The organism is Rhodococcus sp. NPDC004095 (assembly GCF_053604015.1).
Map to the genome: position 1 here is coordinate 194,288 of NZ_JBSGGS010000006.1, position 19,819 is coordinate 214,106.

Consider the following 19,819-nt stretch of genomic DNA (forward strand, 5'->3'; position numbering starts at 1 on the left):
TCTGCCCCGGTGTCGGCCGTTCGGGTGGCACCGGATCATCCGAATGGCCGATCCGCAGCCACTCCGTCGTCCGTAGGATCGGCGCGGTGCAGGACAAGGCCCTCCGCGGCCCGCTGGGCGTCGCGATCCACCTCTCCTTCTACGTGCTGCTGGCGGCGTCCACGGCGCGGTACCTGACGTACCACGGGGTCAGCGGGCGATGGGTGGTCGTCGCCGGTCTGATCGTCGTGCTGGCGGCGCTGTACGCCGTGATCGTGGTGCTGTCCCGCCGCGGCGGGGTGTGGCAGCCGTGGGTGTGGCCGGTGCTGACGACGTGGGTGGCGCTGGTGTGGCTGGCGCCGAGCTTCGCGTGGACCGCGTTCCCGATCTTCTTCCTGTGCACCCGGGCCTTTCCCCGGTGGACCGCGTACCTGATCGTCGCCGCCCTCGCGGTTTTCGCGGGTGTGGAGTTCGCGTCGTTCAGCGGCCGCACCGAGTGGGCGGTCCTGTTGGCCCCGTTGTGCACAGGGGCGCTGATCGTCCTGGCGTACGGGCAGGTCGAACGGGACAGCGCCGAGCGGGAACGGTTGCTCGGCGAACTCGTCGAGGCCAAGTCGAAACTCGCCGAGACCGAGCGCGAGGCCGGGGTGCTGTCGGAGCGGGAGCGGCTCGCGCGCGAGATCCACGACACCGTCACCCAGGGACTGACGAGCGCGCTGCTCCACCTCGAGGCCGCCGAGGAGATGGAACCCGGGCAGCGAGCCCGGGGCGAGGTCCGCACCGCGACGACGCTGCTGCGGGAGAATCTCGCCGCGACGCGCGACCTCGTGCACCACCTCAGCTCGCCGGACCTGGCCACCCAGTCCCTCAACGCCGCGCTCCTGGCGGCCGTCCGCGGCTACGTGCCCTCCGCGCAGCTGCGCGTGGTCGGCGAGGCGGTGCCGCTGCCGTCCGACGTCGAGCACGCGCTGCTGCGGATCACGCAGAGCGCGGCGTCGAACATCCGCAGGCACGCGCAGGCGCAGACTGTCGGAGTGACCCTCACGTACCTGCCGGACGCCGTCGCCCTCGACATCTACGACGACGGCGTCGGGTTCGTCGTCGACGACGCCGGCGGCTTCGGGCTGCCCGCGATGCGTCAGCGGGTCGAGGCGCTCGGCGGCACGTTCGCCGTCGAGAGCTCCCCCGGCGAGGGCACCGTCGTCGCGGCGCAGATCCCGGTCGGGGACGCGTCGTGATCTGCGTACTGCTGGTCGACGACCACCTGGTGGTGCGGGCCGGGCTGCGTGCCCTGCTGGACTCCCAGCCGGACATCGAGGTGGTCGGCGAGGCGGACAGCGGCGAGGACGCCGTTTCACTGTGCTCCGACCGCTCCCCCGACCTGGTGATGATGGACCTCGCGCTGGGCGCCGGGATCGACGGGGTGGAGGCCATCCGCCGGATCCGCGCCGACCGGCCCGAGCAGCCGGTGCTGGTGTTCACCACCTACGACACCGACGCCGACGTGGTCCGCGCGCTCGACGTGGGCGCGATCGGCTACCTGCTCAAGGACTCCGCGCCCCGGGACATCTTCGCCGCGATCCGCGGGGCGGTCACCGGCCAGAGCGTGCTGTCGCCGCCGGTCGCGGCGCGGGTGCTGGACCGGATGCGCCGCCCCGACCAGGCCCTGACCGCCCGCGAGGCGGAACTGCTGGCGCTGCTGGCGGAGGGGCTGACGAACAAGGAACTCGGCCGGCGGCTGTTCATCAGCGAGGCCACGGTGAAGACCCACCTCGCGCACATCTACGCAAAGCTCGGCGTCGACTCGCGGGCCGCCGCCGTCTCGATCGCCTTGCGGCGGGACGGGATTCGCTGAGCCGGGGCTGTGCCGACTACGCGAGGCGATGCTCCTCGATCGGCGTGCTGAAACCCGTTCCGTTCAGGTCGAGGAACAGCGACCGCTCGGTGACGGAAATGGCGGCGGTGTTGCGGCGTTCGACGGCTGCGGCAGCCGCATCGACGAAGGAGCGGTCGAAGCTGAAGAGGGGAATGGATTCGGCCCGGTGGATGCGCTTGCCGGTGAGCGGGGCCAGGACCTTCGCCGGGTCGCGGTGGGTGTAGATGGCGACGCGGTCGGCGAGTTTGGCGGCGCGGTGGATGCGGTCGGCGTCGGGTGCGCCGATGTCGATCCAGGCGGTGAGGCGGCCGGTGAGGTCGCGGACGAGGACGGCGGGCTCGTCGGTGGCGGACACCCCGCCGTCGCTGAAGGCGATGCCGTCCTCGTACTCGAGGCAGTAGGCCATCAGTCGCGTCAGCATGAACTCGGCGGTTTCGGACGGATGCCGGGCGACCCGCAACTCCAGGTCCTGGTAGACACCGCGATCGACGTCGGCCAACTGGAGGGTGAAGGTGTACAGGGTCGCGCTGAGTGCCATGAGTGCAGGAGCTTAACCGGGCCGCACGAGGGTGAGCCGCCGGGCAGGCGCGACACCTGTTCCGCGGCCGACGCCGGGTGGTCGTCGATCGCCCTGCGGGCCTTCCATGCGTTCCCGAGGCATCGACCAGGTGAAGCCACAGGACTGATCGGTCGGATTGCCGCTGGAAGATCGTCGATAGACCGCCGTCACGACGGTGTCGGGAGGACACTGGAGGTGTCACGTCGTCACCCACGGGAGGGTTGGACATGACCGAACAGGTACCCCCGAAATCCGTCGCAGCCGCCAAGGTGGTGCTGCTGCAGACCCGCAAGCGGGACGGAACCTGGGTGGACACACCGGTGAACATCGCCCTCGACGGCACCCACACCTATTTCCGCACCCCCGGCCGGGCGTCGAAGAACAAGCGCCTGCGCAACTTCCCCGAGGTGCGGCTGAGCCCCTGTAGTTGGTCCGGCAAGCCGACCGGACCGGAGCCCGTCGCGGCAACCGCCCGGCTGCTGTCGGGACCCGAGAACGAGGCCGCCTCGCACGCAATCGACCACCGCTTCCCCGTCCTGCAAGGGGTGCTGGTGCGGGCGACGCACAAGGTGATGCGCACGCCGACGCTTCATTACGAGCTGACGAACTTCCACACCCCGGACTGACCACCATGGGTATCGGATCCGAGCGGTTTCACGTTGAACCGGGTATGACGCTTCCGGAATCAGGCGTCGTCACGTCGCGTCAGCGCATCGCCGCCGAACGCGCCGACGCCGCGCACCGCATCGACTTCCTCAACGCCCGGCTCGCCGAGATCATCGAGGGGTCGCACCTGACAACCGATGACGACGAGCACGACCCCGAGGGCGCGACCGTGGCGTTCGAGCGCGCCCAGACGGCGTCGCTGCTCGCCGAGGCCCGGCGAGACCTCGACGAACTCGACGCCGCCGAGCGGCGCCTCGACGCCGGCACCTACGGGATCTGTGAGAAGTGCGGAGGTCCGATCAGCCCGGAACGCCTGGACGCCCTGCCCGCCGCCCGGCGGTGCATCGACTGCGCCTGACCGTCCGGGGCGGCCGACGGTCACGAGCCGGACCTGGCCCCAGTTGTTGTTCGATGTGCACATGACGGGCGCCACAGCCGTCGGACACCCCCGACGACGGCAGACCAGCGCCCGCCGGTCGCCCGGCACGCCACTTTCGAAAGTCGACATCACCGCAGGTCAAGCGTTGTACGCAATGTGCTTCATCGTGATGGATCGGACACCGCGACCACCCGGGCCAACGAACCACCGTTGAACCAGAATCACGGTCCCCGACCATCGCCGTCACACGCGCCGGACACCTACCTCGGAGCGATAAAGCTCGCGGCGTCCCGATCCACGCCGGAATCAGTTCGAACCCGTCTCGGAGCCGGTCGCGAGGCTTCCGAAGTCGATATCCGCACTACTGAAGCTGCTGGCGTAGTCGAACTGCGACTCCACCGACCCCACATACGCGTCAACCTGCTCCTCCTGCGGCGTCCTGACGATCGACGTGTCCGCCCAGTGCGCCCAGCCTTGGGGCCCGTCGATTCCGGACACCTCGAACGTCAGGCCGATGGGGAGCCGGGAGAGGGAGGCATTGCGCGGAGCCTTGTAGTCGACCTCCACCCTGACGTTGCCAGCCCCGGTCTGAGGCAGCTGCCATCCCCCTGCCGGTGCGTCGATGGTGACGGTCCCGGCCGCACGGTCGGTGGTCACTGCGCCGGTGGGCAGCGTCTCCCGTGTGGTTTCGGCCCCGTCGAACGCGAGCTGCTCCAGCCTGACCGCCTGGAACACGAGCTCCGCCGGCACGTGGTACACGATCTTCGTGAGGCTTCTGTCCGGGTTACCCGAGGCCGAGAAGCCGGCAGAGAAGTCAGTCGCATTCCCCCGGGCCACCTTGTAGTCGCCACTGCCGTTGACCGTGACGTTCTCGACTGTCCCGCTGCGGAACCACCAATCAACGCCACAGTCAACCGGGACGTTGCAGCTCGCACCCGCGGCACCCGCCCCGATGGTCAATCCGCCCACGACGACCGCCACGGCAGCGAGGATCGGTGCGCCGCGGCGCAAGAAGTTCTTTCGCAAGTTGTCACTCCATTTCGATGTGCAATGACGGGCGCCACAGTCATCGGACACCCCCGACGGCGACAGACTAGAACCCGCCATCCACCCCGCACGCGCTTTCGAGAATCCACATCACCGCAGGTCAAGCGTTTTACGCAACCAAAAGGCGCGCGGCCGGAACAACGATTCGGCCACCAGTTCGGTGAACTGCCCTCAACCCGGCTCACGCGTCCTGCGTTATCGTTTCAGCAAGTACTAGGACGCCCAAGTAATGGCCGTCACGAAAGGGGATCGACAGTGGAAATCCAGGGAACCGCGGCACTGGTCACCGGGGCGGCCTCCGGGCTCGGCGCCGCCACGGCGAAGCGCTTCGCGGAGGCCGGCGCGACCGTCTTCGGGCTCGACCTCGCGCAGTCCATCGAGCGCGCGGGCGACAACATCCCCGCCGGCGTCACCCTCATCCCCACCGACGTCACCAGCGCCGAAGAGGTGCAGGCCGCAGTCGACCAGATCGTCGCCTCGGGTGTGCCGCTGCGCACCGTCGTCAACTGCGCCGGCGTCGGCTGGGCGGGCCGCATCCTGTCCAAGAACGGCCCGCACGACCTCGAACTGTTCCGCACGGTCATCACCGTCAACCTGCTCGGCACGTTCAACGTGATGCGCCTGGCGGCGGACGCGATCGCCAAGACCGACGCAGTCGACGAGTCCGGCCAGCGCGGCGTCGTCATCAACACCGCCTCGGTCGCCGCGTTCGAGGGCCAGATCGGCCAGATCGCCTACTCGGCGTCGAAGGGCGGCGTGCACGGCATGACCGTCCCCGCGGCGCGCGACCTCGCCCAGTACGGCATCCGCGTCAACACCATCGCCCCCGGCATCATCGACACCCCGATGCTCGCCGGCGTCACCGACGAGTACCGCAAGGGCCTCGAGGCCGGTGTGCCGTTCCCGTCCCGCCTCGGCCAGCCGGCGGAGTACGCGCAGCTCGCGCAGATGATCGTCGAGCACGACTACCTCAACGGCGAGACCATCCGCATGGACGGCGCGCTGCGCATGACCCCGCGGTAGCGAGTCTCGTGGTGGTGCACCCCGGCGCTCAGGGGGTGCACCGCCGCAGCTCGGCGAGCGCCGACCGCGTGCCCTGTTCGGGGCGGGGTCTCAGCCACCCAACCTCTCCGCCAGAACCTCGGTGCACACACCCGATGGAGCACGCACACGGGTGCTGTACGCCCAACACCCGTGTGCACGCCCGAAAACCTGTGTGCACGCGGCAACCTGCTGATCCGACCCGCGATGAAGCCGGCACACGTCCTCAGGCAACTCCGTTGGCGCGGGGCGCGCGTCTCGGGGCTACCCCCGGCCCGATCGCTACAGGTCCGCGGCGAGCGGCACCTCGACCTCGGCGCGGTCGGTCATCCACTCCCGCAACACCTTCGTCGCGCGCACATCGTCCTCGTTGTAGACGAACAACCGCTCGCGCTGGGTGAGATCCGACTCTCCGTCGTACCCGACGGCCTCTCGGTACCAGCTCATCGACGCCTCGCCACTCGCCTCGGCGTCCCGCCAATGGAACCCGGCGACCGGCGCGATCTTCTTGAGTCCCTTGCCGTTCGGGCAGATGAACTGGTCGCTCACCGCCTGGTAGATGTCCACCCAGTGCGGTCCGTCGATGAACGCGCGAACCTGCGCCTTCGTCGGGATCCCGGGCAGTCCCGCGAACCGGGTGGCGGAGTCCAGCAGCCACTTGTCCTCTGCGGACCGCGAATAGCAGTAGGCGGCAAAGGTTTTCCCTTGCGCCAGGGTTCGCTCGAGGGTCTCCGTCAGCCAGGTCCAGAACTCGGCGAACGAGCGCGCCTCGTCGACGGTCGGCAGCGGATCCCAGGTGACGAACGGCCGGTACGGCTGCGTCACCCCGCCCTCGGTGAGCAGGGTGCCCCACAGGTAGGCGCCGTGCTCCTGGTAGCTCTCCATGTCGACGTCCACCTCGACGTCGGCACGGGTCACCGTCACCTCCGCGGACCGGCGTACCAGCGGCACTCCCGACAGCCACGCCTTCGCGAGTACCACCGCGTCCTCGAAACCGTTGCCCTGCCAGTCCTCCGGCGGCGGACCGTCCCACGCCGCGAGCGCGTCGATGGTGTTCGCGCCCGCACCGCGCAGCACGTCCGCCCGCGACCCCGTCGCGACCAGGCTCACGTCCCTGGCCTCGGTCAGCGACGCCTTGCAGTCCGGCCACCACGGGCAGGACCGGCACTCCCCCAGCTGCGACGGCGCGGTGGGCACTTCTCCTCGCGCGACGGCGATCCGGTCGGCGAACCGCTCGTCGTACTGGTCCAGCACCTCGGCCAGGTCGTGCACGAGGATGCACTCGCCGCCGTAGCCGATGGCGCCGCCGAGCACGCCGGGGCTGGCGTGCCCGTGCCGCTCGAGCATCCGGTGGATCTGCGCGAGACGGAACTGGTCACGCAGCTGGGCCCGCACCTTCCTGGTCTCGTCGACCGCCGGTGCCCAGTCGTCGAGGCCGGAGGTCACCGCACCACTGCCCGGATCGGTGACCTTGTGGTTGACGACGATCACCGGGATGTAGCCACCCCGCTCCCGGTCCCGGATCAGCAGCTCGGCCCGCCCGCGCCGACCGGTGTCGAACTCCAGCGGCAGCACCGCGCCCCAGATCCGGTCGACGCCGTCGGCGCACGCCTGCAGGGTGGCCGCGGCCCGCTCGCCCGCGGGGGTGGTCGGGTCGATGATGAGCCAACTGTGCCCGGCGGGCACCGTCATCAATCGGTCCCGCATCGCCTCCCGGAACGCCCGTGCCGCCTCCCGCCGCTGCTGCACCCCGATGTCCTCCGGAACGTCGGCGACGACCTGGGGATACGCCGTGTCGAGGTGGACGCGGTGCCGGCACCCGGTCAACGCTCTCGGGTCGATGAGCACCGGCCGCCGCCCCGTCGGGGCGGCTGCGGTGTCGACCGGCCGGGTCGGCTGCCGGGGGCCTTGCGAAGAATTCACGATAAAAGAGATTATGGTCCGCCGGTCCGACAGCCCGCGCACCCGCCCGACTCCGGAGGCGGGCCGACGCGGTCTCACCGATACCCTGTAGTCGGCAGTGTTTCGGCGCTCGAGCACCAGATGGAGGGGCCACCCGGATGGGTCTGTTCAAGAAACGCAAGTCCCGCGCGACCCGGCGTGCCGAGGCGAAGGCGCTCAAACACAAGGCGAAGCTCGAGGCCAAGCACGGCGCCCGCAACGAACGCAAGAAGATGCGGGCCGAGGCAAAGTCGGCGAAGAAGGTCGAAAAAGCGCAGGTAGCGACGCTGAAAGCGCAGGAGAAGGCCGCCAACCGGTCCGGCATCAGCGTGGGCCAGGTGCGCCGATACCTCGGCATCGCGCGGCTGCTCACCCCGGTCCTGGCGCCGCTCGCCTACCGGGGCGCGATGGCAGTGCGCGGCCAGCTCGACCAGCAGAAGGCCGGCCGGATGGGCATCGCCGCCGAGGACCTCGGCAACTACACCGGACACGGCGCGCGCCTGAGCGCCCGGATCGCCGGTGCCGAACGGACCACGGACGAGATCGCGACCCGATTCCCCGACGCCGAGACCGCCTCGTTCCTCGCCGCTGTCCGCGGCCGGCTCGGCGAACTCGAGACCGCCGTGCGCGCATCCGAGCAGATGCCCACGCAGCGCCGCAGGGCCGCACATCAGGCCATCGCGGCGGAACTCGACGGCGTCGAAGCCGATCTGCTCGCCCGGCTCGGCGTGCGCTGACCTCCCGAACGCACCCGTGCCGTCGCCCCGCGCCACCGACGCCGCCACCCTGCGTGGCGGCGCGGTCGGTGCGCTGACGGCGGCGCTTTCGGTCGCCGGGCACGGCCTCGGCGGGGGCGGCTACCCGACGTCCGCGGCACTGACCCTGCTGGTGCTGTGCTGCGCCGGGGCCGGTGCGGTGGCCGCCGGCCTGGCGACGACGACGCGCGGCAACCGCGCCACCCTGGTCGCCACCCTGATCGGTGGGCAACTCGTCGGGCACCTGACCCTGTCGACCACGCTGACCCACCAGCATTCGGATGTCGGCGCGCGGGGGATGTCGATGCTCGCCGCGCACGCGGCCGCGACCGCGGTGTGCACGGCGCTGATCCTGGCCGCCGAGCGGCTGTACGGGCCGATCACCCGGGCGCTGCGCGTCGTCCTGCGCGGACCCGCGGGCGCCCCGCGTCCCCACCCGCGACGCGCCGTCCCGACGGCCCCCGAAACCCTCCCGCACCGATTCCTCGACCATGTCGTCTCGAGACGGGGACCCCCGTCGGTGGCCTGACAGCCCACCGACGAACCCTTCCTCGAACGAGAGACGACAAATGAACATCCGTTCCTCCCGCGCCGCGCTCGTCGCCGGCGCGACCGCCGGGCTGCTCCTGTGCGGTTCCGGCATCGCGACCGCCCACGTCGGCGTCGTCGCCCCCGACGCCGCCCAGGGCGGCTACACGGTGCTGACCTTCAAGGTGCCCACCGAGTCCGAGACCGCGGGCACCACCAAGCTCGAGGTCACCCTGCCCAACCTGAAGTCCGCACGCACCGAACCGATCCCGGGCTGGACCTCGCAGGTGACCAAGGACCCGTCGACCGGGGAGGCCACCGCGGTCGCGTGGACCGCGGACCCCGGCGTGTCCGTCGGCCCGGGCCAGTTCCAGCAGTTCGCCCTGTCCGCAGGGCCGCTGCCCGAGCAGGAGTCGGTGTCGTTCCCCGCGGTGCAGACCTACAGCGACGGTCAGGTCGTCGCCTGGAATCAGCAGCCCGGCCCGGACGGCGCCGAACCCGACAAGCCCGCCCCGGGCCTGACGCTGGCCGAGGCATCGGAGTCCGGGGACGCCCACGGCGCCCACGCCTCCACCACCGCCGAGGACGTCGACGCCACCGACAGCACCGCCCGCTGGCTCGGCGGCATCGGCCTGGTCCTCGGCGCGCTCGGCGCCGCCCTCGGCCTCGGCGCCCTGGTCCGGAGCCGGCGCTCGTGAGCGCCCGCCTGCGCGTCCTCGTGCTCGGGGTGCTGACCGCACTCGCCGCGCTGACCGGGGTCGGGGTGGCGGGTGCGCACTCCGCGGCCATCGCGACCAGTCCCGAGTCGGGCGCGTCCGTCGCGTCGGGACCGGAGCAGGTCACCGTCACGTTCAACGAGCCGCTGCAGTCCAGCTTCGCGTCGCTGACGGTGGTCGGTCCGGACGGGAACCTGTGGTCGAAGGGTGACCCGACGGTGTCCGGCCCGTCGATCAGCGTCCCTGTCGGCGAACTCGGACCGGTCGGCGAGTACACGATCGCGTACCGCGTGACGTCCGCGGACGGGCATCCGGTGAGCGGCACAAGCACGTTCACGCTGACCACCGAGGGCACCGGCACCCCCGGCGCCCCGGCCGGCGGCGGGTCCGGCTCCGACGACGACGGCTCGGGGCTGCCGCTGTGGCCGTTCATCGTCGCCGCGGTCGTGGTGTTCGGCGGCGGGCTGGCGTTCGCCCTGCGCAAGCCGAAGCAGTGACCGGCGGCTCCGCCGCGCGTGCGCCTTTCTGGCAGCTCTGGCCACCGGAAAGGCGCACGGGTGCGGAGCGCCTGTTGCTCGCGGTGCCTGCGGCGCTGGCCGGGGTCGGGTTGGCCTGGCTGCTCGCCGCACCGGCCGGGCCCGACGCGGCGGCGACGATCCGGGTGCTGGCGGACCTGCTCGGGTCGACGGTGCTCGGTCTGTGCGTCCTCGACCTGCTGCAGCGCGGCGACCGTCGACCGGCCGTGCCACGTCCCCTGCTGTGGCGTCCCCTGGCCGTCACGGCGGGCGCGTGGGCGGTGACGGAGGCGGCGCTGCTCGTCGCAGAGGCCGCCCAGACCAGTGAGGTCGCGGCCGGGGCACTGAGCCCCGCCGCGTTCGGCCGGTTCGTCGCGCAGATCAGCGTCGGCCAGCTCGGTGCGGCGGCGGTGGCGTGCACTGTCGCCGTGGCCGCCGTCGCCGCCGTCGGGTACCGGCGGGGGGCGCAGTGGCCGCTGACCCCGATCGCGGCGGTCGCCGCCGTCGCGTTGCTCGCCCGCCCGGTGACCGGGCACATGTCCGCGCAGACGCTCGGCTCGGTGCTCGTCGCCGTGCACGTCCTGGCGGCGGCCCTGTGGTTGGGCCCGCTGCTCGCGATGGCGTTGCTGCTCCGCGGCCGCGGGGCGTGGGCGACGCTGCTTCCCCGCTACTCCGACCTCGCCTGGAAGTGCGTCGCCGCCCTCGCGGTGACCGGCGTGGTCGACGCCGCCGTCGCGCTCGGCGGGGTCGGTGCGCTCGTGGACACCGGCTACGGACGGATCCTGCTCGCCAAGGCCGTGGGCCTGGCCGGGCTGACCGCGCTCGGCTGGTGGTGGCGTCGCACCTGGGTCCCGGCGGCCGCGGGGCACCGCACCCCCGAACGGGATTCGCTGCGACGCGCAACCGTCGAGATCGCCGCGCTCGCTGTCGTGTTCGGCCTCGCCGCCGCGCTGGCGACGACGGGCTGAACCGGCTCAGGACACCGTCGCCGACGTGAACGCGAGGGCCTGCGGCCACGACACCGCGTAGGCCGCCGCGTTCACCGGATCGTCCTGCCGGGCACGGGAGCTGAACCCGTGCTCGGCGCCCGGGTAGGTGTGCACGATGGTCGCGCCGCGCGGACGCGACTCCAGGGCGGCGCGCAGCCTGCCCAGCGTGCCCGCCGTCATCACGACGTCCGCGCCGGCGTGCAGGATCATCACCGGGGCCTCGATGTCCGACGCGGCCGCGACGGTGTCGAGGGTGTGGTTCGGCGCCGGCGGGTCGTAGATCGACGGGTGGTAAGCGATCACGTTCGCCAGGGCCGGGTCCCGCGCACCGAGGAGCAGCGCGAGCCGCCCGCCGAGGCACCAGCCGATCACCCCGACCCGCTCGAACCCGAGGTCCGAGCGCAGGTGGTCGAGGAGGGTCCGCATCTCGGCGAGGCACCGCTCGTCGTCGAGTTGCCCCATCAACTCGACCAGCCGCTCCCGGGGCGTGTCGTCGGCGCTCGGTCCGTGCCACGGATCCCACACCAGCGCCGTCATCCCCGCGGCGGCGATGTCGGCGGCGTACTCGCGGACCTGGGCGTCGATGCCGGTGATCATCGGCAACAGCAGCATCGCGCCACCGGTGTCCGGGTCGGTTCCCGACGGCCGGGACAGGTGCGCGATCAGGTCCCCGACGGTGACGGTGGCGGTGTCCACGGGCGGTCCTCCTCGAGTGTCGTGGAGCGGCGATCCCACCGTCTCACAGGCCCGTGCCGCGCGTCTGCGCTAGAAAGGAACCATGGCCTCCAGACGCGAAGTGTGCGCGATGCTGCTGGCCCTGCCCGAGGCCGAGGAGGTGGTGGTCCCGAGCTGGGGTGACCAGCCCACGTACCGGGTTCGGAACAAGATCTTCGCACTGCTCGGCTCGGACGCCCCGACGGTGTGCCTCAAGGCGACCCGCGACGACCAGGCGGCGCTGCTCGACGAGAACCCGGACGTGTTCCGCGTCCCGCCCTATTTCGGCCGGTGGGGCTGGGTCGACGTGGTGATCGGCCGCGTCGATCCGGACGAGCTCGCCGAGCTGATCGAAGAGGCGTGGCGACTGACCGCGCCGAAACGGGTCGTCGCGGCCTACGACCGGGACCGCGCCGTCACGTGATGGCCGCGTCGTCGCGTCGCGCCCGCGCGTGCAGGGCCGTCGCCGACACCAGGCCCAGCGCGAGGAAGCCGGCCGCGGCGAACAGCGAGACCCGGGTGGCGTCACCGAACCCCTCGGCCAGCGCGGTCGTCACCTCCGGCCCCGCGGGCCCGAGCCGGCCGGTCTCCCCCTGCTCCCGCAACCCGGTGATGGTGCCGCCCGCCGAGTCCCGGGTCGCGTTCACCAACTGTTCCTGCGCCTGCGCGGGCACCCCGGGCACCGGCTCGAGCCGGTCGGTGAGGGTGTGCGCGAGCGACACCGACAGCACCGCACCCAGGATCGCCGACCCGAGTGCCGCACCCAACTGCCGGACGGTGCTCTGGGTGGCCGAGCCCTCACCGGACTTCTCCGTCGGGATGTCGGCCAACACCGTGCCGGTGAGCTGGGCGGAGGCCAGTCCCAACCCGGCGCCGTAGACGGCGAGCAGCACCGCCAGCAGCCACGGGGACACGGTCGAGGAGACGAACACCGCGACCACAACCACACCCACCACCTCGAGCGCCAACCCGATGATCACCACCCGGGTCGCACCGAGAGCGGCCGCCAGATGCCGGGCCGCCGCCCCGGACGCGAACGCCCCCAACGCCATTCCCGCGAGCACGAACCCGGCACCCATGGTGGACAGTCCGAGCGCGTTGACGAGGAACAGCGGCAACACCAGCAGCAGACCGAACTCTCCGATCGCGACGGCCAGGGCCGTCACGTTCCCCAAGCTGAACGTCGGCACGCGGAACAGGTTCAGGTCGAGGATGGCGGACCGGTGGCTGCCGACCGCCCGGTGCCGCTCCCACAGGACGAACAGCACGAGCGCAACAACGCCGATGGCGCCCACCACCGGGACGACCGACACAGGCGCATCCGCAGGCCACGTGAACCCGAAGACGCTGAACTCGGCGATCGGCTTCCACCAGCCCAGGCTCTGCCCCTCGATGAGCGCGAAGATCACCCCACCGAACCCGATCGCGCTGAGCAGCAACCCGTCCACGTCGAGGCCCGGCACCGTGATCGTCGCGCGGGTGTCGCGGACCGTCAGCAGCGCGCCGACGATGACCGCGACACCGATCGGGATGTTGACGACGAAGATCCACGGCCAGGTGAAGTACGTGGTCAGCCAGCCCCCCAGTAGCGGGCCGACCGCCGCCATGCCGGAGATCACCGCACCCCACACCGCGAACGCGATCACCCGGTCCCGGCCGCGGAACGTCGCGTTGACGCTCGACAGCGTGGTCGGCAGCACGAACGCGCCGCCGACGCCCTGCACGACCCGGGCCGCGATCAGCGCGGAGGCGCTTCCGGCGAGCGCGGCCAGCACGCTGCCCAGCAGGAACACCAGCACCCCGGCGATGAACATCGACCGTCGGCCGAGCCGGTCACCGAGACGGCCGGCGGTGAGCAGCAGCGCCGCGAACACCACCGAGTAGACGCTGTTCACCCACTGGGCGTCCGTCAGGTCCATGTCGAGGTCGTCGATGATCACGGGCAACGCGACCCCGACGATGGTGCCGTCGACGACGATCATCGACAGGCCGGCCGCGAGCACCCCCAAACCGATCCACGTTCGCCGGTCGGCCGGCGGTGCGATCTCGACTTCGTCCGCGGTCATCGCTGCCCTCCTGAGTCGGTGCCGAGGCCGGTCAACGGTCCCTTACGCAATCTCAGCAGGGTTGTGACTCACGGGCATCCCGACCCGCCGGACGTCGAGCGAAATCAACCGTTCGATGGAGACGGCGCCGACGGTCGCGGAGAAGCAGGTGCCGCGGTCACCTCACGATGCCTGTCGCATCGTCATGCCACCGAGCGCGATGACGTACTCCTGCGCGGTCTCGTCGAATCGAACCGAGTAGGTGGTCGGGTAGTACCCGGTCTTCTGGTAGGACGACGGCTGTTTGACCTGCTCCTGCAGGGCGGGACGGGTCTTCAGCCATTCCAGGGTCATCATCGGCTCGATGAAGGTGAACTTCCCGTCCCACGACCCGTTGAGGAGGACCTCGGTGAAGTCGAAAACGCCCGGAATCACGTTGTCCGCGCTGTCGGTCCAGTGCATACCCATGAACGGCACCGTGTTCGCCTCGGGGGGACCGGGCGGTGGCACGTAACCCTCCGGAATGTACTTCGCATCCGGGAGGTGCGCGGCCTTCTGCGCGAAATCCGGAGCGGCAGGGTCGATTTCCTGCTGGATGTCGTCCGTGTAGAAGTGCATGTCGAAATGCGGATCACCGAAGAGCACCTCTGGTTCGTGCCCGTTCGGATTCCAGTCGAGCATGACGTTGTCGAATCCGGTGTCCTGTGCACCTGCGGGCAGGTCGAGCATCAACATCTGCATCTGCGCATCGGGTCCGTCCGGCAGCCCGTCGAGCGCGGACGCGGTGATCCGGATACCGACCTCGGCGGGCTGTCCGGCCTCGTCGCGCACGACGTAGGTTCGGGACGTTCCGTTGCCCAGCGGGTGTTGTTCACCCACCTGGATTCCCGGGCCGTCGCTCGAACCGCTCGAACCGCTGAACCCGCCATGGCCGCTGTGTCCGACCGAGTGCGCCGGCGAACTGCAGGCGGCCAGGGTGAGCGTCGCGCACGCCGCGACCACGCAGGCGGAGGTACGAATTATCTTCACTGTGAAGCCTTTCGATTGGTTCCTTGTTCGTTGTTCGTCCCGCCGAACACCGGTCACACCGGGAGGCGCACGACCTGACCCACGCGCAGGACGCCGTTCGGGTCGTGCTCGTTCGCGAGCGCGCTGAGCCAGTGCCGGGTGTCCTCGTCGTAGCACCGGGCGATCCGCTCCGGGTCGGCACTGGCCGCGAAATTGGGCAGGGTCCCCCCTGTGGACCACGCCGCCACGGCCTGTTCGACGCCCCGGGCGTGTTCGACGACCGCCTCGGCGACGGGCGGAGCGAGCACGCCCACGACCATCAGCGCGAACGAGGCGTCCCGGTGGCAGAAGGCGCTGCGGTGCCGGGGCTCGCGGCCAAGCGCCCCGCCGAGCAGCCGGAGCTCGATCACCGTCTGCGGCGACCCGGAACCGGGTCCGGCCACCGCCAGCAGCGCGTCGACGGCCTCGTGCGGCAGCGCATGGGTGAGGGTGCTGAACTCGTGGGTCGGCATCGGGTCCACCGGGTCGGCGTGGATCGCGGACAGAGCCGCGTACGGCATCGGGCCGACCGCGTCGATCAGTGGCGTCGCCACCGCGCGCAGTCGCGCGAGTTCGGCCGCGGCGTCATTCTCCGCTGCGACACTGGCGAATCGGACGGCGAGCGTCAGCCGCCCGGCGAGCGGCGGCGGGATCTGCGGCAACGGCGGCAACTGCAGGAAGGCGATCGAGGTGGAGCTGTGCTCGGGCAGGTCGCGGCACCAGTCGAGCCAGGCATGCGCGACCGCCGCGGCGTCGTCACCGTCGAAATAGAGTGCACCACCGTAGATCTGGCTGATCGGCAGCAGGTCGATCTCGACCGCCGTGACGATCCCCAGTGTGGCCTTGCCGCCGCGAAGGCCCCAGAACAGTTCGGCGTGATCGTCCGGGGTGACGCGCAGCTGCGCTCCGTCGCCGGTGACGAGGTCGAACGCCCGCACGTGGTCCGAGGACAGTCCATAGGTGCGCACCAGCGGGCCGATGCCCGCACCGGTGAGGAAGCCGGCAACCCCGACGGTGGCGGAGGAGCCGGTCAGCGGCGCCAGGCCGTGCGGCGCCGCCGCGTCGAGCACGTCCTGCCAGATCGCCCCGGCACCGACGCGCGCGGTGCGGGTGCCGGCATCGACGACGCACTCGTTCAGTTGCCCGGTGTGCACCAGCAGAACGTCACCGCTCACCGCGACCGCACCGTGGCCGGTGCGCTGCACCGCGACCCGGAGACCGTGCTCCGCGGCGAAGCGGACAGTCGCCGCGACATCGCCGGTGTCCGCGGCCACGACGACCGCACGCGGGGTCACCGGCACGGCCAGGTTCCACGGTGTCGCCAACTCGTACAGGGGTTCACCGGGAAGGGCGACAGAGCCGGTCAGAGACGCACGGAGCGACGCGATCGTCTCGTCGCTCACCGGGGTCTGGAGGTCCATGGAAACTTCCTTTCGTCGTCCGCCTTCGGGGCGTGACGAAAGGATGTCCGGGTCCGCTTGGTTGGTTCTTGCGTACCGCGAGGGCGCGGATCCAAGTTTCGGCCAAGTGGCGTCGGCGACCGGGGCCGCGGGCCGAGATCCCTGCCTCAGGCCAGCAGCGACCGTGCCTGCGCCGCCAGTCCGAGCATCCCGCGGCGCTGCGATTCCTCGGCGACCGCGGACAGTTCGCCGACGCGTGCGGGCGAGTCCGGTGCGAGCTGCGCGCGAAGCAGTCTGCATCGCAACAACGTCGGCGCGCCCGACGTGCGGTGCGCGATCTGCTCGGCCTGCTCCAGCAGAGCCGACGCCTGATCGGTCCGCCCGAGCAGCGCGTGCAGTCGTGCGGACGCCTCGGCCACCGCACCGACGACCCCCACCTGCCCCACGGTCGCGATCCGGTCCGGGAAGGGCTCGAGTTGTCCGATGAACAGGTCGGCGTATTCGGACAGGGACAGATCGGCGACGACATGCGCGAGAAGCGTCTGGTGGCCGAGCGTGGTCCACACGTCCGGCCCCGGCTCCTCCACCCAGCGCGCGAGCCCGTCGACCGCGGTCTGCCGGTCTCCCCGTGCCGCCGCGATCGCGATACTCCACGCCCGCGGCTCGACGAACCCGGGCGTCGTGTCGGCCACCTGGCCCAGCTCCCATTTCAGGGTGTTCTGGGCGAGATCGGCGCTGCCCGCGGTGTACAGCTCGGTCTGCAGGTGGATCTGCCGGGCCGTGTCGTATTGTCGCGCGGCCTCTTCGAGGTCGCCGCGCCACTCCGCGAGGGTGCCTTCCATCCACCTGAGTTGGACTCGGACCACGGGTAGGCGCAACAGGTCGCAGCCGATGATGCCCTGGCGCACGTGCGCGGCGGCGGCCTCGGTGTTCGCGAGATTCATCTGCGTCATGCTCGCGACCGTGTGCACGATGACGTCGTCGACCCGCGACTGCTGGTGTGGCAGTTCGAGAAGTTCGGTCAACAGGTCGACCGATTCCCGACCGTGGCGGGCCACCCCGGAGAAGAGGATGATCCGGCCCAGCAGCGCATCCGCGATCACATCCGGATCCCCCTGGGCGCGGGCGAGTTCGAGCGCGCGGCGGCTCATGCCGTCGGGCACCGTGGAATCCGGGTGGTAGCAGCTGCCGACCGCAAGCGCGGACAGAACCCGGGCGTGCGCGACGGGATCGGCCACGACGAACGGTTCCAGCGCACCGAGGCGTTCGAGCAGCGGCCCGGGATCCCGGCCGTACGACACCCAGGGCCACCCCCCGGCGGCACGCAGGAGTGCCGCGGCGAGCCGCCCGGCGGTCGAGGTGCGTCCCTCCCGCACCGCGTCGAGCAGGCCGGCACCAACGACGTCGAGAACGGTCTGGCCGCGACCGGCGCGGGCCAGTGCCTCCACCCGGGCCACCAGCAGGTCGTCACGATCGTCCGGCGACCGCTCCGGCGCGGGCACTTGGTCGAAGATCTGCACGGCGATCTCCCACCAGTGCGCGGCGGTCTCCGAACTCCATCGCTCGGTCGCCTCCCGGGCCGCGACGGTGCACGCGTCGAGCACCTCGTGCGGATCAACCAGAGGCATTGCGGCGCAGAGATGCTGGGCGCGACGGCTGGAACGGTCCGCGTCGGAGGAATTCGCCAGGATCTCGGCGACCCGCGCGTGAACACGCTGACGCCGCAATGCCGGCATGCCTTCGAGCACCTCGTGCCGCAGCAATCCGTGCGCGAAGACGTACCCGCGGGCCCCGGGCGCCGTCACGATGATCCGTTCGTCTGCAGCCTCGTCGAGATAGTCGGCCAGGGTGTCCAGGTCGAGGCGGGACGCCGCGGCCAGGAGATCGATCTCGATGGCGTCGCCGAGCACGGCCGCGACTCGGAGCACCTGCAGCACAGCAGGTTCCACGGCCGCGAGCCGTCGGCCGAGCACCGACCTGACGGCGACCGGGATCCCGTCGCCGAGACGCTCGTCGCGCGGCAGCCGCGCGTACTCCGAGACGAACAGCGGATTGCCCCCGGTCCGGTCCGTCAGGATCCGCACCTCGTCCGGACCGATCCGCTCACCGGCGACATGGCAGGCCAGCTCCTCGACCTCGCTCGGTTCCAATGGTGGCACCGCGACCTGCCGATTGCCTTCCCCGCGCAAGACCGCGTCGACGACCGTGCCGACGTCCGTGCCGATGCCCGTGTCGCGCAGCGTCAGCACGAACCACACCGGGCGGTGGCGGATCGCCCCAACCAGATACGCCAGGCACCGCAGTGACGTCGGGTCGGCCCACTGGATGTCGTCGACGACGACGGTCAGCACTGGTTGGCCTGCGACCGCGGCCTCGATCACCTCCAGCACCCGCTCGTACACGGCGAATCGCGCCTCGTCGGGATCGACGCCGGTCGGCGGAACCAGCACCGCGTCCGCGTCGCCGCCGAGTTCCCGCACCAGTCGGCGGATCGGCCACCAGGCCGGCGCGCCGTCGTCCTCCGGGCACCGCGCCCACACCGCGGCCCCGCCCGCCGCGACCGTCCGCCCGGCACACTCCTCGGCCACCCGCGTCTTCCCGATCCCGGCCGGACCGGTGAGCGCCAGCCACCGCGTCTCTCCGCCGAGGACGTCGTCGAGCATCCGCTCGATCACGAGGGTTTCGCTTCCCCGCCCGACGAACACGCGGCCCGTCTCCCCCTCGGCGGCACCGCCGCCCGGCCCGGGCGCGTCGGGGTTCGAGGACGGGGACCCCGGAAGCGGAACCTGCTCCGCCCCGGTCCATCCCGGTGTCCGCGGCCATGCCGCGAGACCCGGGTCGTGGCGCAGAATCGCGCCCTGGAGCGCACGCAGTTCCGTCCCGGGCTCGAGCCCCAACTCGGTGTCGAGCCGCTCGACGTGCGACCTGAACCACTCCAACGCCTCCGACGACCTGCCTGCCCGGTGCAGGGCGAGCATCCGGAGCCAGCAGGTGCGATCCCGGTACGGGAATTCGCTGCACAGCTGGGCGGCCTCGACGAGGGCGGGTGGGATCCGTCCCAGCGCAAGCAGGGCGGTGATCCTGGTTTCCCGGCATTCGGTGCGAACCTCGTCGAATCCGGCCGCCTCCACCTGAACCCACGGTTCGTCGGCCAGGTCCTCGAGCAACGGTCCCCGGACCACCGCGAGCGCGCGGTCGGCCGTCTTCAGCGCCGGTTCCCACTCCCCGTCCGCCGCGAGCCGCCGCGCCTCCTCGGCGTCGTCGAGAAAGGTCACCAGATCGACCTCGTCGGCCGAGACGTCGAGGACGTAACCCGGTGGCTGCCGCACGATCGGCGAGGTGGCCCCGGTCTCGGCGCGGAGCACCCGGCGCAGATTCGAGATGTATGCCTGGATGCTCGCCATGGCGCTGGCGGGCGCGTCGTCGCCCCAGAGCGCGTCGACGAGGCGGGCGGTGGACACCACCCGCCCCCGGCCGAGCAGCAGGACCGCCAGGACCGCGCGCTGTTTGCGCGGCCCCAGATCGAGGGTCCCGTCGTCGGAGTCGGATCGGGCCGCCTCCAGCGGCCCGAGCAGCCGGTAGATCATGCGTGGGCTCCTCGCACCTGTCGACTCCGGACTGC

At 71.3% G+C, this 19,819-nt stretch carries 19 protein-coding genes; 11 read left to right on the forward strand and 8 right to left on the reverse strand.

The annotated features are described in order from the left end of the window. Positions 1-77: 77 nt before the first annotated feature. On the forward strand, positions 78-1,217 hold the full coding sequence (locus ACWEPG_RS13955; protein WP_450112649.1) for a sensor histidine kinase: 1,140 nt from the start codon (positions 78-80) through the stop codon (positions 1,215-1,217). Further along, the gene (locus ACWEPG_RS13960) at positions 1,214-1,834 is read left to right on the forward strand and encodes a response regulator (RefSeq protein ID WP_450112506.1); all 621 of its coding nucleotides are present in this window, start codon (positions 1,214-1,216) and stop codon (positions 1,832-1,834) included. The genes ACWEPG_RS13955 and ACWEPG_RS13960 overlap by 4 nt, the downstream gene beginning before the upstream one ends. Positions 1,835-1,850: 16 nt before the next feature. Here ACWEPG_RS13960 and ACWEPG_RS13965 read toward each other — a convergent pair whose 3' ends face one another. Next, a complete protein-coding gene (locus ACWEPG_RS13965) occupies positions 1,851-2,393 on the reverse strand; it encodes a YaeQ family protein (protein ID WP_452594609.1) in 543 nt (180 codons plus the stop codon). Between the two features lie 248 nt (positions 2,394-2,641). Between ACWEPG_RS13965 and ACWEPG_RS13970 the strand changes: the two genes are divergently transcribed. After that, entirely contained in the window at positions 2,642-3,040 is a 399-nt protein-coding gene (locus ACWEPG_RS13970; protein ID WP_452594610.1) for a PPOX class F420-dependent oxidoreductase, read from the forward strand. A gap of 44 nt (positions 3,041-3,084) precedes the next feature. Continuing rightward, positions 3,085-3,438, forward strand: a complete 354-nt coding sequence (locus ACWEPG_RS13975; protein WP_452594611.1) for a TraR/DksA family transcriptional regulator — start codon at positions 3,085-3,087, stop codon at positions 3,436-3,438. Positions 3,439-3,765: 327 nt separating this feature from the next. Here ACWEPG_RS13975 and ACWEPG_RS13980 read toward each other — a convergent pair whose 3' ends face one another. Then, positions 3,766-4,485, reverse strand: a complete 720-nt coding sequence (locus tag ACWEPG_RS13980) for a hypothetical protein (RefSeq protein WP_452594612.1) — start codon at positions 4,483-4,485, stop codon at positions 3,766-3,768. A gap of 276 nt (positions 4,486-4,761) precedes the next feature. Here ACWEPG_RS13980 and ACWEPG_RS13985 point away from each other — a divergent pair, with 276 nt between their 5' ends. Beyond that, on the forward strand, positions 4,762-5,529 hold the full coding sequence (locus ACWEPG_RS13985; RefSeq protein WP_452594613.1) for an SDR family NAD(P)-dependent oxidoreductase: 768 nt from the start codon (positions 4,762-4,764) through the stop codon (positions 5,527-5,529). Between the two features lie 300 nt (positions 5,530-5,829). On the opposite strand, the gene ACWEPG_RS13990 is transcribed toward ACWEPG_RS13985, so the two are convergent. After that, positions 5,830-7,395 carry a TM0106 family RecB-like putative nuclease gene (locus ACWEPG_RS13990; RefSeq protein ID WP_450112648.1) on the reverse strand — a complete coding sequence of 522 codons (1,566 nt, stop codon included), beginning with the start codon at positions 7,393-7,395 and terminating at the stop codon, positions 5,830-5,832. A gap of 212 nt (positions 7,396-7,607) precedes the next feature. Between ACWEPG_RS13990 and ACWEPG_RS13995 the strand changes: the two genes are divergently transcribed. The 5 genes from ACWEPG_RS13995 (at position 7,608) to ACWEPG_RS14015 (ending at position 10,970) form a co-directional block, all read left to right on the forward strand. Beyond that, the gene (locus ACWEPG_RS13995) at positions 7,608-8,225 is read left to right on the forward strand and encodes a DUF6474 family protein (protein WP_450112499.1); all 618 of its coding nucleotides are present in this window, start codon (positions 7,608-7,610) and stop codon (positions 8,223-8,225) included. Between the two features lie 16 nt (positions 8,226-8,241). Beyond that, entirely contained in the window at positions 8,242-8,772 is a 531-nt protein-coding gene (locus tag ACWEPG_RS14000) for a hypothetical protein (protein ID WP_450112498.1), read from the forward strand. Between the two features lie 40 nt (positions 8,773-8,812). Beyond that, on the forward strand, positions 8,813-9,469 hold the full coding sequence (locus ACWEPG_RS14005; RefSeq protein ID WP_452594614.1) for a YcnI family copper-binding membrane protein: 657 nt from the start codon (positions 8,813-8,815) through the stop codon (positions 9,467-9,469). Continuing rightward, positions 9,466-9,984, forward strand: a complete 519-nt coding sequence (locus ACWEPG_RS14010; RefSeq protein WP_450112496.1) for a copper resistance CopC family protein — start codon at positions 9,466-9,468, stop codon at positions 9,982-9,984. The genes ACWEPG_RS14005 and ACWEPG_RS14010 overlap by 4 nt, the downstream gene beginning before the upstream one ends. A gap of 71 nt (positions 9,985-10,055) precedes the next feature. Further along, complete coding sequence (locus ACWEPG_RS14015) at positions 10,056-10,970, forward strand: copper resistance D family protein (RefSeq protein ID WP_452594685.1); 915 nt, start codon at positions 10,056-10,058, stop codon at positions 10,968-10,970. A 6-nt stretch (positions 10,971-10,976) separates the two neighbouring features. On the opposite strand, the gene ACWEPG_RS14020 is transcribed toward ACWEPG_RS14015, so the two are convergent. Continuing rightward, positions 10,977-11,687: a dienelactone hydrolase family protein gene (locus tag ACWEPG_RS14020; RefSeq protein ID WP_452594615.1), complete on the reverse strand. Its 711-nt coding sequence runs from the start codon at positions 11,685-11,687 to the stop codon at positions 10,977-10,979. An 82-nt stretch (positions 11,688-11,769) separates the two neighbouring features. Between ACWEPG_RS14020 and ACWEPG_RS14025 the strand changes: the two genes are divergently transcribed. Then, on the forward strand, positions 11,770-12,129 hold the full coding sequence (locus ACWEPG_RS14025; protein ID WP_452594616.1) for an MmcQ/YjbR family DNA-binding protein: 360 nt from the start codon (positions 11,770-11,772) through the stop codon (positions 12,127-12,129). Here ACWEPG_RS14025 and ACWEPG_RS14030 read toward each other — a convergent pair. From ACWEPG_RS14030 to ACWEPG_RS14045, 4 genes are all read right to left on the reverse strand, one after another. After that, the gene (locus ACWEPG_RS14030; protein WP_450112493.1) at positions 12,122-13,771 is read right to left on the reverse strand and encodes an MFS transporter; all 1,650 of its coding nucleotides are present in this window, start codon (positions 13,769-13,771) and stop codon (positions 12,122-12,124) included. The two genes, ACWEPG_RS14025 and ACWEPG_RS14030, sit on opposite strands and share 8 nt — an antisense overlap. 162 nt (positions 13,772-13,933) lie before the next feature. Beyond that, entirely contained in the window at positions 13,934-14,629 is a 696-nt protein-coding gene (locus ACWEPG_RS14035; protein WP_450112492.1) for a DUF5602 domain-containing protein, read from the reverse strand. 203 nt (positions 14,630-14,832) lie between these two features. Then, positions 14,833-16,218 (reverse strand): FAD-binding oxidoreductase, encoded by a 1,386-nt coding sequence (locus ACWEPG_RS14040; RefSeq protein ID WP_452594617.1) that lies wholly within the window; start codon positions 16,216-16,218, stop codon positions 14,833-14,835. A gap of 146 nt (positions 16,219-16,364) precedes the next feature. Continuing rightward, positions 16,365-19,784 carry a BTAD domain-containing putative transcriptional regulator gene (locus tag ACWEPG_RS14045; protein ID WP_452594618.1) on the reverse strand — a complete coding sequence of 1,140 codons (3,420 nt, stop codon included), beginning with the start codon at positions 19,782-19,784 and terminating at the stop codon, positions 16,365-16,367. Positions 19,785-19,819: the final 35 nt, after the last annotated feature.